Source organism: Acinetobacter sp. YH12068_T, from assembly GCF_024606005.1.
Lineage (GTDB): Bacteria > Pseudomonadota > Gammaproteobacteria > Pseudomonadales > Moraxellaceae > Acinetobacter > Acinetobacter amyesii.
Genome location: NZ_CP094555.1, coordinates 1,098,052 through 1,111,076 on the forward strand (window position 1 = coordinate 1,098,052; position 13,025 = coordinate 1,111,076).

12 protein-coding genes and 1 tRNA gene are annotated in these 13,025 nt (G+C 39.3%); 5 read left to right on the top strand and 8 right to left on the bottom strand.

From position 1 onward, the window contains the following. Window positions 1–232: 232 nt before the first annotated feature. The gene (gene map / locus MST18_RS05410) at window positions 233–1,060 is read right to left on the bottom strand and encodes a type I methionyl aminopeptidase (protein WP_180003232.1); all 828 of its coding nucleotides are present in this window, start codon (window positions 1,058–1,060) and stop codon (window positions 233–235) included. Window positions 1,061–1,267: 207 nt separating this feature from the next. On the opposite strand from map, the gene rpsB reads away from it, so the two are divergent. From rpsB to MST18_RS05425, 3 genes are all read left to right on the top strand, one after another. After that, the gene (gene rpsB / locus MST18_RS05415) at window positions 1,268–2,014 is read left to right on the top strand and encodes a 30S ribosomal protein S2 (protein ID WP_078190314.1); all 747 of its coding nucleotides are present in this window, start codon (window positions 1,268–1,270) and stop codon (window positions 2,012–2,014) included. Window positions 2,015–2,156: 142 nt separating this feature from the next. After that, window positions 2,157–3,032, top strand: a complete 876-nt coding sequence (tsf, locus tag MST18_RS05420; protein ID WP_180066391.1) for a translation elongation factor Ts — start codon at window positions 2,157–2,159, stop codon at window positions 3,030–3,032. A gap of 174 nt (window positions 3,033–3,206) precedes the next feature. Beyond that, the gene (locus MST18_RS05425; protein ID WP_180132874.1) at window positions 3,207–3,716 is read left to right on the top strand and encodes a DUF3465 domain-containing protein; all 510 of its coding nucleotides are present in this window, start codon (window positions 3,207–3,209) and stop codon (window positions 3,714–3,716) included. Window positions 3,717–3,969: 253 nt separating this feature from the next. On the opposite strand, the gene MST18_RS05430 is transcribed toward MST18_RS05425, so the two are convergent. The 7 genes from MST18_RS05430 to MST18_RS05460 all read right to left on the bottom strand — a co-directional run bounded on the left by MST18_RS05430 (window position 3,970) and on the right by MST18_RS05460 (window position 10,460). Continuing rightward, entirely contained in the window at window positions 3,970–4,425 is a 456-nt protein-coding gene (locus MST18_RS05430; protein WP_180132873.1) for a DUF962 domain-containing protein, read from the bottom strand. Window positions 4,426–4,577: 152 nt separating this feature from the next. Further along, the gene (locus tag MST18_RS05435; RefSeq protein ID WP_180007647.1) at window positions 4,578–5,192 is read right to left on the bottom strand and encodes a septal ring lytic transglycosylase RlpA family protein; all 615 of its coding nucleotides are present in this window, start codon (window positions 5,190–5,192) and stop codon (window positions 4,578–4,580) included. A gap of 286 nt (window positions 5,193–5,478) precedes the next feature. Then, entirely contained in the window at window positions 5,479–6,480 is a 1,002-nt protein-coding gene (gene mltB / locus MST18_RS05440; RefSeq protein ID WP_078191987.1) for a lytic murein transglycosylase B, read from the bottom strand. A 788-nt stretch (window positions 6,481–7,268) separates the two neighbouring features. After that, complete coding sequence (locus MST18_RS05445) at window positions 7,269–7,919, bottom strand: hypothetical protein (protein WP_180129348.1); 651 nt, start codon at window positions 7,917–7,919, stop codon at window positions 7,269–7,271. Between the two features lie 17 nt (window positions 7,920–7,936). Further along, on the bottom strand, window positions 7,937–8,755 hold the full coding sequence (queF, locus tag MST18_RS05450; RefSeq protein ID WP_180132872.1) for an NADPH-dependent 7-cyano-7-deazaguanine reductase QueF: 819 nt from the start codon (window positions 8,753–8,755) through the stop codon (window positions 7,937–7,939). After that, complete coding sequence (locus MST18_RS05455) at window positions 8,755–9,528, bottom strand: ABC transporter permease (RefSeq protein WP_111883995.1); 774 nt, start codon at window positions 9,526–9,528, stop codon at window positions 8,755–8,757. The genes queF and MST18_RS05455 overlap by 1 nt, the downstream gene beginning before the upstream one ends. Next, the gene (locus MST18_RS05460; RefSeq protein ID WP_180120765.1) at window positions 9,525–10,460 is read right to left on the bottom strand and encodes an ABC transporter ATP-binding protein; all 936 of its coding nucleotides are present in this window, start codon (window positions 10,458–10,460) and stop codon (window positions 9,525–9,527) included. Before MST18_RS05460 ends, MST18_RS05455 begins: the two co-directional genes overlap by 4 nt. Before the next feature lie 188 nt (window positions 10,461–10,648). Between MST18_RS05460 and MST18_RS05465 the strand changes: the two genes are divergently transcribed. Together MST18_RS05465 and atzF are read left to right on the top strand one after the other, a co-directional pair. Beyond that, window positions 10,649–10,724: transfer RNA gene (locus MST18_RS05465), tRNA-Arg, on the top strand. 468 nt (window positions 10,725–11,192) lie between these two features. Beyond that, window positions 11,193–13,007, top strand: a complete 1,815-nt coding sequence (atzF, locus tag MST18_RS05470) for an allophanate hydrolase (protein ID WP_180132871.1) — start codon at window positions 11,193–11,195, stop codon at window positions 13,005–13,007. The last annotated feature ends 18 nt before the right edge of the window (window positions 13,008–13,025 follow it).

Consider the following 13,025-nt stretch of genomic DNA (forward strand, 5'->3'; position numbering starts at 1 on the left):
AGCACACTATCTTAGCTTAAATGCACAGTAATGGGGAGTGGCAAAATCAACAATGTGCAAAAAAGTGTGATATTCCATCCTAAGCCTATAATTGAGAAAATTTACATTGAGTTACTTAAATTTTTAATCAAATTTTATGGAAAAATCTTAAAGTCAAGGATAAAAAAAGGCATAAAAAAGGCCACAATATGTGTGACCTTTTTAATTAAATTTTATACTTCAAATACTTTGCTTATTGAACAAAACGCGATAAATCTTCTTCAGGGCGAGCAGTTAGCACTTCTACACCATTTTTTGTTACAAGTAGCGTGTGTTCGTACTGTGCAGACAAGCTATGATCTTTAGTCACGACAGTCCATTTATCGCCAAGAAGTTTGGTTTTCCAGTCGCCACCATTCACCATTGGTTCAATCGTGAATGTCATGCCTTCTTCTAAGATCATGCCTGTATTTGGTTGACCGTAGTGTAAAACTTGTGGTTCGTCATGGAAAACGGTACCAATACCATGACCACAATATTCACGTACAACACCAAAACGTTCTGATTCAACATATTGTTGAATAGCATGGCCGATGTCGCCCATGGTTGCGCCTGGTTTTACCACCGCCATACCACGGTACATGGCTTCTTGGGCAACTTTGCATAAACGGTTCGCTAAAATAGTGGTTTCACCACCCACGATGTACATCATGTTGGTATCACCATGGTAACCATCTTTGATCACAGTGACATCGATGTTTAAGATGTCACCTTTTTTTAATTTTTTGCTTTCAGATGGAATACCGTGACACACCACATGGTTAACTGAAGTGCAGATAACGTGCTGAAATGCTGGACGACCCGGCGCAGCGCCATAACCTAAACATGCAGGAATAGCTTCTTGTTTATTGACAATATAGTCATGACAAATCGTATCAAGTTCTAGGGTAGTCACACCTGGAACAATATGCGGTTTGATCATATCCAAAACTTCTGCCGCCAGTCGACCCGCGACGCGCATTTTTTCAATTTCGTCAGGCGTTTTAATTAATCGACGTGGAGCTTCGTAAGTACTGTTCATGATCTCTAAAAACTTTTGGAAATTTGTATGTGACTATGGTATAAATAGCCGCCCATTTTATCAAATGCTTTTTCGTGAATATCTTTCACGAGCTTTGTGCGATGGGGCAATAAAATCCGCACATATATCGACACATTTCTCTGGGTGCCTTTTTAGGTGGAGAATGCGGGTATATGGAGGCCTAACCCAAACTTTAAGGTAAAGAAAATGGCAGATTACAACGTAAGCATGCGCGACCTTCTTCAAGCAGGCGCACACTTCGGTCACCAAACACGTTTTTGGAATCCAAAAATGCGCGAATACATCTTCGGCGCGCGCAACAAAATTCACATCATCAACCTTGAGCACACTGTTCCTGCGTTAAATGATGCTTTGAACTTTGCTAACAACTTGGCAAGCAAAAAGAACAAAGTTTTGTTCGTTGGTACAAAACGTGCAGCTTCTGCAATCATCCGTGAACAAGCTCAACGTGCAGGTCAACCATATGTTGATCACCGCTGGTTGGGTGGTATGTTGACTAACTGGAAAACTCTTCGCCAGTCAATCAACCGTCTAAAAGACCTTCAAACTCAATCTACTGACGGTACTTTCGCTAAACTTACTAAACGTGAAGCTTTAGAACGTACTCGTGAGATGGAAAAACTTGAACGCGCTCTTGGCGGCGTTAAAAACATGGGTGGTTTACCTGACGCATTATTCGTAATCGATGTTGATCACGAAGCAATTGCAATTAAAGAAGCTAAAAACCTTGGTATTCCTGTAATCGGTATCGTTGATACAAACTCTAACCCAGACAACGTAGACTACGTTATTCCTGGTAACGACGATGCGATCCGTGCAGTTACTCTTTACGCTTCTGCTATGGCTGATGCGATTCTTGCTGGTAAAGAATATGCTCAATCACAAGCAAATGCACAAGCTAAAGGCGAAGAAGCTCCTGCTTCTGAGGCTTAATGCGTTTGACGTAAGCTTGTCATTTTTGCGACACGTGATGGTGGCAAAGTAAGCGTCATGTATGCAGACGGCCCAAGAGACAGCTCTGGGCCGTTTCTGTTCTAAAAAAGAATTCATTTTCTACCGTATTTAGGAGATTAACATGACTGCAGTTACAGCAAGCATGGTTAAAGAATTGCGCGATCGTACTGGTCTTGCAATGATGGAATGTAAAAAAGCATTAACAGAAGCGGGCGGTGACATCGAATTAGCGATCGACAACCTTCGTAAATCTGGTCAAGCTAAAGCTGCTAAAAAAGCAGGTAACATTGCTGCTGACGGCGCGATCACTATCGCTCAAGAAGGTAATAAAGCAATCCTTTTAGAAGTGAACTGTCAAACTGACTTCGTTGCTAAAGACGAAAACTTTGCTGGTTTCTCTGCTAAAGTTGCTGCTGCTGCGCTTGCTGCTGGTGTAACTGACGTTGCTCAAATTGCTGAATTGAAACTTGAAGATGGTGCTACTGTTGAAGAAGCTCGTATTGCGCTTGTTCAAAAAATCGGTGAAAACATCCAAGTACGTCGTGCTCAAATCGTTGAAGGCGACAACCTTGCAGTTTACAAACACGGTTTAAAAATCGGTGTTGTAGTTGCATATGCTGGTGATGCTGAAACTGGTAAAGGTTTGGCTATGCACATCGCTGCATTTAACCCAGTTGCTGTAAACGAAGCTGGCGTTTCTGCTGAACTTATCGCTAAAGAAAAAGAAATTGCTGAAGCGAAAGCAATTGAATCTGGTAAACCAGCAAACATCGTTGAAAAAATGGTAACTGGTTCAGTTCAGAAATACTTGAACGAAGTTGTTCTTGAGAACCAAATGTACGTTATCGACAACGATAAGAAAGTTGCAGAAGTTCTTAAAGCAACTGGTACTACTGTTGCTAACTTCGTACGTTTCGAAGTTGGTGAAGGTATTGAGAAAAAAGCTGAACTTTCTTTCGCTGAAGAAGTTGCTGCTGCTCAAGCTGCTGCAAAATAATCTCTGATTATTTGTAGAAAAAAGCCCTCGTTTTAGAGGGCTTTTTTTATGGCTGTAGCTTTACTGATTTCAAAGCTATTTAAACTTTATATTGTGTGCATTCTTGTGCATAGATTCTATTTTTATCCATATTAATGACTATAATGAGTTGAAAATTTAAATTTAAACTATCTTATGGCAAACAAAACAAATTTAACCATCGGCGGAATTATTGTTGCGCTTACAGCCGCTTATTTCGGAATCGATTTACAACAACAAAAATCTGCACAAGTTCAGACGACAGCGGAACAAAACGCACAGCCACAAATAGAATCAGTACAACCTGTAAATGCTCAACAAAAAGGGCAGAGTGCTGAAGATGTTATTGCGCATGCATTTAAAAATAAACTCAGTAATGTTCAGGTTGAGGGTACAGGTCGAGTGAAAGCGGTACTTCGAGATGATAATGAAGGTAGTCGCCATCAAAAGTTCATTTTGACCTTAAATAATGGTCAAACGCTTTTAGTCGCGCATAATATCGATCTTGCTCCACGAATTGATAACTTGCAAAAAGGCGATACAGTTCAATTTTACGGTGAATATGAATATTCAGATCAGGGGGGTGTGATGCACTGGACACATCACGATCCGAATGGACGTCATCAGGATGGTTGGTTAAAGCATCAAGGTAAAACCTATCAATAAAAATCAAGTAGTCATTTTTAACTTTAGTCATTTAAATGATTATGATTCAGATGAAGCTATCAACATAAAATTGGATTAACCATATTGAGTAAAAGCCAGTGTTTAAACACTGGCTTTTTGGTCGTATAAATAGAAAAAATGATTGGAAATACCAGAGATAAATACACCTATAAACAATAGGGTTTTAAGCATCGAATATGAAGAAAACCGATGTGGAAGAAGTGAAAAAGAGATCCATGAAATTAATCGTGCTCTAAATGCTCTTTATTTGCGATTTATGGCGTGTTTTCCAATTACCAAGTACTTTGCCTGTAAATGTATCTAAACACCAAATAGGGCCAATGAGGAGGAATTGGAGATCTTTGAAAAAAGAGGGCTTTTTACCTTCAATTTTATGGCCATAAAATTGACCAATCCATGCGAATACAAAGAGTGCGATATAAAAGCCATAACCAACTGGTAGTACCCAAATTAGCCATACCATGATTAACGTTAACGCGGCCATTGCAACAGCAAGGACAATGTCTAAACGTGCGTAAAAGATAAATGCTAAAGCAAGTAAGACAGCAGTAAGTAGCGCACTAAAATACGCCAATATGCCAACGATTGAAAAATAAATCGTGGGTACGCAAATCCAGTGAATCATTTTATTGGTTTTATTTTGATGACTTTCGCTGTATTCATCAAACCATTCGTTGATTGTTTTCATGATAGTCCTTAATCATGGGGAAGGACTTCAATATAAACAAGAATGCGGGAAGGGTCAAAATCAGGATTACTGATGATTTGAAAGGCTAAGAGGCTTCAAATAAAAAACCACGCTAGGCGTGGTCTGTTAAATGCAGTCACTTCATTGGAGAATTAAGAATTTGGACCGTCTACGCGTTCAATGCTCACATTTGCAGTACCTGCACTGGTAATACCCAATTGCTTAGCAGCACCATAAGATAAATCAAGAACACGGTTACCATGGAATGGACCACGGTCATTTACTTTCACCACGACGCTTTTACCATTATTGCGATTCGTAACACGAATAAAGCAATTAAGTGGCAGGCTACGATGTGCTGCTGTAAGTGCGTTCATGTCAAACGTTTCACCGCTTGCTGTTTTACGGCCGTGGAATTGACGACCGTACCAAGAAGCAGTACCTGTTTGAGTGAACTTACGAACAGTATTCGATGCAACAGTATTTAACTTTTCAATCACTGAAGGCTCATCTTCAGGAATTTCGATTTTAGCAGCGATTGTTTGACGACGAATTTTATCGCCAGAACGCTCAGTGATTGAAAGGCTACTTAAATTCGTAAAGTTTGAATTGAAGCTTTGAGCTTCTTTATTCAATACACGAGCTGCAAGACGCGAGTTGTCATTATCATGATTGAATGATGATGACTGAACCATCTCAGCTTGTGACTGACTTAGCGCAACTGCCGTGGCAAGCGCTAAGGCATATTTAATAATTGATGACTGCATTGTTTATCTCCCAATGGCATATTTACTGGTTCAACTAAGTCGCTGATATCCATGTAAACACGTCTGATATTTCACTTTTGCAACTACATTTAACGAGATGGATAATATTCATGCCATCAATAGGCTGTCTAGTGTTTAATTAAAATACTTTGAAAATGTCTAAAAAATTAACAATAGTTGGTTAAAAAATAATCAATAATGTAACAAGGTATGTAAAATGTCGAATAAATGCTCATTTTGGTGAAAATATTTGTTGACTTTTTTGCTCTATAAGAAAAAACCAGTCTTATCGACTGGTAACTTCAGTGCCTAAAAGCCATAGTGCAGTCGCATACATACGGCTTTTGTTATAGGTTGTAATGACCTGAAAATTTGGATAAGTGATGTAATAAATTGGTCCATAACTATCTTGCAATTGGATGACATTGACTAAATCGAGATCATCGATTTTTACCAATGGATTCATAGGGGTTACACCTTGAGCCTTGAGTACACCATAGGGTGTTGGCTGGTTTAAATCCTTTGCAATAATAGCATCTGGGTTGTTTCCGCTATAGCGAGCAGCAAAAGCAATCGGTTGATTACGCTGCCAACCATAATTTGCTAAATAATTTGCAATTGAACCAATGGCATCGACAGCTGAATTACGCAGGTCAACATGACCATTGCCATCGTAGTCCACACCAAATTTTGGAATGTTACTTGGCATAAATTGAGGATAACCCACAGCACCTGCATATGAACCGACGACAGAGTTGGTTGGAACACCATCTTTATATGACCAAGCAATCAGTGCAGCAAGTTCATCTTGGAAATATTGCGCACGGCGTTCATAGCCAAAACCAAGGGTCGCCAAAGCATCACGGGTAATAAAATTACCTTTATTGCTGCCGTAGCCTGTTTCAACACCCAAAATGCCTAAAATCACGGATTGAGGCACACCAAATTGTTGTTCTGCACGATTTAAAGTGTCGGCATATTGATTTTTGAAGCGAACGCCGCGTTGAATTGTACTTTCAGCTAAAAAATTGGTTTTGTATTGGTACCAAGGCTTTGATTCACCAGGTCTATTCATAATGCTAATAATGTTGGGTAGGTTTTTACTGCCTTGCATTGCCCAATCAATTTGATTTTCACTCAGACCATAGGTTTGCATTGCATTTTGTTTAAAGCTTGCATATGCCGGATGAGATTGGAAGTCGTTAGCCTGACAAAAACTGGTCAGTGAAATTGAACCGGCCATAATGGCAATATGTGATAGTTTTTTATAAAAATTTCGATTTAGCATAAATAAAAAATTTCCAGTTGCTTTAGCGATGAGTATGAACAAAATTTCGAGGGGAAAAGATCCTGAAAATTGTGATGACCTTCTGGTTTCATAGCTCATTAAAGGTAAACGTTACCAATAGCAACTAAGATACCACTGACAGCGCATGCTTTCATAAATAGATATACAAAAAAAGACAAAGCAAAGGGTTTTTTCGCAGTTAACATATTGAAAAGTGACATATTCATTTACATAACTTGCAAATATTCACAAATCATTTGAAATAAAGATGACTCTAAAACTCATGCGTCATAAAAACGCAGAACGAGTAAACTTTATCGCGTTGCGAAATACTGTTTAGAAGCTACAAAAGTTGCAATGTTATATCTAAAAATAAAGGGACAGGATTAAAAAGGTACCGGTCTAAAACACCCATATGCAAGCAGTGGTTTATTCATTACATAGTTTTTGTTCGCCAGCGCTTCAATGCTGTTGAAAACGTCGCTATATATAGTAGAAATATAGACTGAATGATAAAAAAGAAAGAGATTGAATATTAAAATGGACGCATTGAAATTTAAGCCAAAATGACGGCTCACATTAAAATATGATCTATATTCAGGTTCTTCCTGTTCTTTGTAGATTTTTAAAAATTGTGAATATCAATGTACTGTCTTTCTTTTAATAAAAATCTGTTCAATTCTAGAACTGTGTTTGCATGACTATATAGTCATTGTATCGGGATTCGATTTTATGCGTTTAGCCATAAAAAAACCTAGCCAAAGCTAGGTTTTGACGAAAAGCGAGATTTATTTGTTAAACATCGCATCATGTGCTTCTGCAAGGGCACCTAGCTCTTCTTTAGTTAGATTTGGGAAAATCTTATCAATTGCAATATGAATAGCTTTAATTACTGCAGAAGAACCGATATCGGCTGCTTTACGTTTAATCATGCCTAAATCGAGTGTTTTATTAAAGTCATTCATAAAATGACGCACTGCAGCTTCGGCAAACTGTTTATACAGTTCACCAAAAGCAGCTTTATTGATATCTACACCCGATTTAATTTCGGCATAACTGTTCTTAAGGTTAGTGACTAGTCCAGCATCTAAGCTCAGACCTACACGATGAGCGCCGGCTGTGTCCTGAAATAAACTTCGTTCTGAAAATTCAATGGATTGTTTCACCACATCATTCGGAGATTTACCCAATAGCTGCTTTAACAATACAGCGACTGTTGATTTGACATAGCCTGCCAGTTTTTCTGCTGTGTCGCGCTTGTCGCTTGCAGGAAACAGATGAACAGGAGCTAATATAGTTGCACCAATGATTTCTTCATTAATCAGCAAAGCTGTTTTATCACGTAAAGGATAAAGGGGTTCACTCGAATTTTTTTTCGCGTGACCATTTTGGATACTGCTTAGAAGTTCCTCAGAAGGAATAAAACCAAAAAATGGCATCACTAACCTCAATTTTTTTATTGTCGCGCCAATCGAATGGGGCGAGGCATCCATGTTAAATCCGATACACGACAAGGGTTGATATCCAATCCACCACGGCGTGTATAGGCAGCATATACCATCAGCTCACTTGGTTTTAAATGTTGCCAAATATCGGCAAACATTTGCTCCACACATTGTTCGTGGAAACCATTATGCTGACGGTAAGAAATAATATAAGCCAGAATACTACGATAACAAGGCTTAGTACCTTTATACCGTATAAATACCGTTCCCCAATCAGGTTGACCCGTGACTGGACAGTTACTTCTTAATAAATGTGAATAAAGTTGAATTTCAACTTCTTCTTGCGCTGCATCTTCATCTAAAGAGAGTAAAGCTGCATTTGGATGATTTTCTAACTGGGTGGGTTCTAAGTCATCAATACAGATGCCTTGCGGTTTTGAAATTTCAACTTCATCAACATGAAATAGATCAATAGTCACAGCGGCATTGGCTGCAGCAGATAAGTCTTTTTCAACGGTTGCTTTAAACGCTGCCTGAGAATCAAATTTGGTAAAGTTCATACTATTAAAGTAGAGCTTTAAAGATTTGGATTCGATGAGGTTGTCTGAACTTGCAGGCAAAGTTAAACGGCCAATAGCGACTTGAGGCACACCAGAAGCATTTAACCAAGAAATTTCAAAAACATGCCACCAGTCTGTACCTTGGCGGATGCCTTCCACATGGGCATATTGTTCACGTGCAGTGGCACGTGCAATCGGAAACAGAATATCGGGTTGATATTCTGTTGGGTAGTTGGTGTCTTTACCTAAAAGGGATTGTTCTACACTCATTATTCACGCATTCCTGAACCACGAGAAAGTAAATGATACGCCACGCCATAAAGTACAACGCAACATGCAGTAATTACTGTCAGTGAAATGCCGACATTCACATCGCTATGGCCCAAAATACCGTAGCGGAATGCATTTACCATATACACGACAGGGTTGATTAAAGAGAGATTTTGCCAAAAAGGACTCAATGATGAGATGGCATAGAAAACACCGCCTAAATAAGTCAGCGGAGTCAGGACGAAAGTCGGGATAATCGAAATGTCGTCAAAAGATTTTGCATAAACAGCATTAATAAATCCGCCAAGAGAAAACAGCAGCGAAGTAATGAGAACTGTATATATAGTTATAAATATATTAGTCAGGTGTAATTCAGTAAAAAATAGGCTCATGGCAGTAACAATAAAGCCTACTAAAACACCACGGCAAACGCCACCGATCACATAACCCCAAAGCACCATGTGTAACGGCACTGGGCTCATGATTAATTCTTCGATGCTTTTTTGAAATTTTGCACTAAAGAAACTGGATGACACATTGGCATAGCTATTGGTGATGACCGCCATCATAATTAAACCGGGCACGATGAACTGCATATAGCTAAAACCACCCATTTGCCCAATGCGTGAACCGACTAAATTACCGAAAATCACAAAGTACAAACTCATGGTGATTGCCGGTGGGAGAAGGGTTTGCGGCCAAATACGCATGAAACGGCGAATTTCTTTATACACTAAGGTGTAGAGGGCAATACACAGTTGGTTAAAATTCATTGTGCTGCACCTTCAAGATTTTTTTCGACCATACGGACAAATAGTTCTTCTAGTCGGTTAGATTTATTACGCATACTTCGAACCTGAATACCTTGAGATTCCATGAGTTGGAATAAATCATTCAAGGTATGGGCTTTATCCATAGTGACTTCTAAGGTGACAGGATCTACTAAGTTGAAACGGACACCAATAATTTCTATATGGATCGGTTCAATGGGTTCGGCTAGATCGAAAATAAATGTTTCTTCATTCAACTGACTGAGGAAACCTTTCATGCTGGTGTCTTCTTTAATCACACCACGATCAATAATTGCGATTCGACGGCACAACATTTCAGCTTCTTCTAAATAGTGTGTCGTTAAAATAATAGACGTACCTTTTTCGTTCATTTCTGTGAGGAAATCCCACATCGAACGGCGTAGTTCAATATCAACACCAGCAGTCGGCTCATCTAAAATCAGCAGTTTAGGTTCATGCATCATGGCACGAGCGATCATTAAACGGCGTTTCATACCGCCCGATAGCATGCGTGCTTGGGTGCTGCGTTTTTCCCAAAGGCCAAGCTTTTCTAAATATTCCTCTGCACGTTTCTCTGCTATCTTTTTAGAAATACCGTAATAACCAGCTTGAGTCACCAAAATATCAAATGTTTTTTCAAATTGACCAAAGTTAAATTCTTGAGGTACAACGCCCAAACACTGCTTTGCATGCGAGGGATGGGTATCTAAATTGTGCCCAAAGATTTCAACAGAACCTGAAGTTTTACGGGTAAGTGAACTGATAATACTAATCGTGGTAGATTTTCCTGCACCATTGGGACCTAAAAGTGCATAAAATTCACCTTCGGGTACTGTTAAATCAATACCTTTAAGCGCCTGAAACCCATTTTTATAGGTTTTTGACAGCTGCTTTAACGTTAGTGCATCAGTCATAAATAATTCACTCTATAAATAGTGTGAGTATTGTGCGATATCGGGGCAAATAAACCAAGTAAATCGTATGGAATTCTGCATTTTAAAAATAGAACGTTGTATAAAGCTTAAGCAGAAAAATACCTAACATCTATATAGTTGCTTTACCTTAGAGTTTTTTTTGTTATGATGTGCGCAATCCAAAATAAGCGCTCATAGCTCAACTGGATAGAGTACAGGTCTCCGAAGCCTGTGGCGTGGGTTCGAGTCCCGCTGAGCGCACCATTTTTTAGTTTTGACTGTTTAACTAAATTTTGCGAATCAATAGCTTTTTTTTATTACTACTTTTCTATTCAACCCGATCAATCTCAAAGCCCAATATTGCTTTAGCCATCATTGATGTATCTTTTTCTATATATAAAATTCAAAATATTTCTCAGTTGTTTTTATTCTAAGTTCAAAGTCATAAAAACATTTAAATTGAAAGTTTATAAAGAGTGAAAATAGAAAGTTCACTGTATTTATATCCGCATCTAAATGAAAAGAATCTATTGAAAACACGATATTAAAAGTTATGCACCAAAATAGTGGAGATGAGAAACTTAATAGAACACTTAGCGTATTGTTCTGCCTATACAGAATAGGTAAATGATTGTTTTTTAATATTAAGATATTGAAAAATAATAAAAAATTAATTTTGGCATGATGTGTGCAATACAGTATTCAAACTTGGATACAAGAATGAGCACATCAATGAACTCAATAAAAACTTTAGGCTGGACTTTAGCGGAATGGAAAGCGGGCTACACGAATAACACAATTCAACTGGAAGACTTATATGCCTTGGTCGAGCAATTTGATCATGCAGATCCAGCATGGATTTCCATTGCCTCTATAGAGCAATTAACTGCGCAGATTGAAGCTTTAAAACAAATTGAGAATGCTACTGCTTTGCCTTTATTTGGTGTGCCTATCGCAGTTAAAGACAATATTGATGTGGTGGGCTTTGCGTCAACGGCTGCATTCAAATTATTTACCGAAATCAAAATTGAAAATGCCTTTGTGGTGCAACGCTTAAAACAAGCGGGTGCGATTATTGTAGGCAAAACTAATCTAGATCAATTTGCCACAGGATTGGTCGGTACACGTTCGCCATTTGGTGCAGTGCCGAATACTTTTAATTCTGACTTTGTAAGCGGTGGTTCAAGTTCAGGTTCAGGTAGTGTGGTGGCGCGCGGTTTAGTCCCGATTGCGCTCGGTACAGATACAGCAGGCTCAGGGCGTATACCCGCAGCATTTAATAATATTGTTGGCTTAAAGCCGACCAAAGGTCGCTTTTCAAATACTGGCTTACTGCCTGCGTGTAAAAGCTTAGATTGCATTTCAATTTTTGCTTTAACTGTCGTTGATGCAACTGCAGTGGCAGAAGTTATGGAAGGTTTTGATGTAAGCGACAGCTATTCACGTGTGAACCCAGCAACAGCACCTGCAAAATTCAGCGCTCAATTAAAATTAGCCATTCCAAAACAATTAGATTTTTTTGGCGATGCTCAATCGGCGGATGCATTTCAGCAAGCATTAATTGAATTAAAAAACTTAGGTGCAGAACTGACTGAAATTGATTTCAGTGCTTTTAGTCAATTGGCGAGCCAACTTTACCAAGGGTCATGGGTTGCAGAGCGTACTGCTGCAGTTGCAGACTTATTAGAAACATCGGTACACGACTTTGATCCAACAGTTTTAGAAATTATTCAAAAAGGCCAGCAGTACACTGCGGTTGATGCTTATAACGCCGAATATTTAAAGCAAGAATTGGCTCGAGACATTCAGCAAACCTTAGCGCAATTTGATGCCTTAGTGGTGCCAAGCTCGCCAACCATACACACGCTTGCAGAAATGGCTGAATCGCCAATTGAAAATAATAGCCACTTTGGCACCTATACCAACTTTACCAATTTAGCAGACCTTAGTGCCATCGCTGTACCTGCAGGCTTTCGTGCCGACGGGCTGCCTTTTGGAATCACATTCATTGCACCGGCTTGGCACGATACGGCTTTAGCAGATTTTGCCGAAAAATGGCAAAAGCATTTGAAATTACCACTCGGTGCAGTAGCGAAAACATTGCCTGAAGCAAATTCAGTCATGTCTGCACCATCCGCACAACATTTTCGAGTTGCAGTCGTAGGCGCACATCTCACAGGCATGCCACTCAATTTCCAACTGACAACACGCCAAGCCGTGCATGTTGAAACCACAACGACTTCTGCCGATTACGCCCTCTATGCACTGCCGGGCACAGTACCGCCAAAACCAGGTTTAGCGCGTCAGGAAGCGGGTCAAAAAATTATTGTCGAGCTTTGGGATATTCCAAAAGCACGCTTTGGTGAATTTGTTGCTGAAATTCCAACACCACTGGGTATGGGCAATATCGAGCTTGCCGATGGACGTTGGGTGAAAGGCTTTATTTGTGAACCTTATGGCCTAAACGGTGCAAAAAATATCAGTGAATTTGGCGGCTGGCGCGCCTATATCCAATCACTGCAAGCAACAACAGCAAAATCAAATTAAAAAATTCGGGGAAATAAT

What these genes read in the sequence shown, in the direction of transcription:
- map (WP_180003232.1), bottom strand. Translation starts at nt 1,060, where the DNA reads ATGAACAGTACTTACGAAGCTCCACGTCGATTAATTAAAACGCCTGAC.
- rpsB (WP_078190314.1), top strand. Translation starts at nt 1,268, where the DNA reads ATGGCAGATTACAACGTAAGCATGCGCGACCTTCTTCAAGCAGGCGCA.
- tsf (WP_180066391.1), top strand. Translation starts at nt 2,157, where the DNA reads ATGACTGCAGTTACAGCAAGCATGGTTAAAGAATTGCGCGATCGTACT.
- MST18_RS05425 (WP_180132874.1), top strand. Translation starts at nt 3,207, where the DNA reads ATGGCAAACAAAACAAATTTAACCATCGGCGGAATTATTGTTGCGCTT.
- MST18_RS05430 (WP_180132873.1), bottom strand. Translation starts at nt 4,425, where the DNA reads ATGAAAACAATCAACGAATGGTTTGATGAATACAGCGAAAGTCATCAA.
- MST18_RS05435 (WP_180007647.1), bottom strand. Translation starts at nt 5,192, where the DNA reads ATGCAGTCATCAATTATTAAATATGCCTTAGCGCTTGCCACGGCAGTT.
- mltB (WP_078191987.1), bottom strand. Translation starts at nt 6,480, where the DNA reads ATGCTAAATCGAAATTTTTATAAAAAACTATCACATATTGCCATTATG.
- MST18_RS05445 (WP_180129348.1), bottom strand. Translation starts at nt 7,919, where the DNA reads ATGCCATTTTTTGGTTTTATTCCTTCTGAGGAACTTCTAAGCAGTATC.
- queF (WP_180132872.1), bottom strand. Translation starts at nt 8,755, where the DNA reads ATGAGTGTAGAACAATCCCTTTTAGGTAAAGACACCAACTACCCAACA.
- MST18_RS05455 (WP_111883995.1), bottom strand. Translation starts at nt 9,528, where the DNA reads ATGAATTTTAACCAACTGTGTATTGCCCTCTACACCTTAGTGTATAAA.
- MST18_RS05460 (WP_180120765.1), bottom strand. Translation starts at nt 10,460, where the DNA reads ATGACTGATGCACTAACGTTAAAGCAGCTGTCAAAAACCTATAAAAAT.
- atzF (WP_180132871.1), top strand. Translation starts at nt 11,193, where the DNA reads ATGAACTCAATAAAAACTTTAGGCTGGACTTTAGCGGAATGGAAAGCG.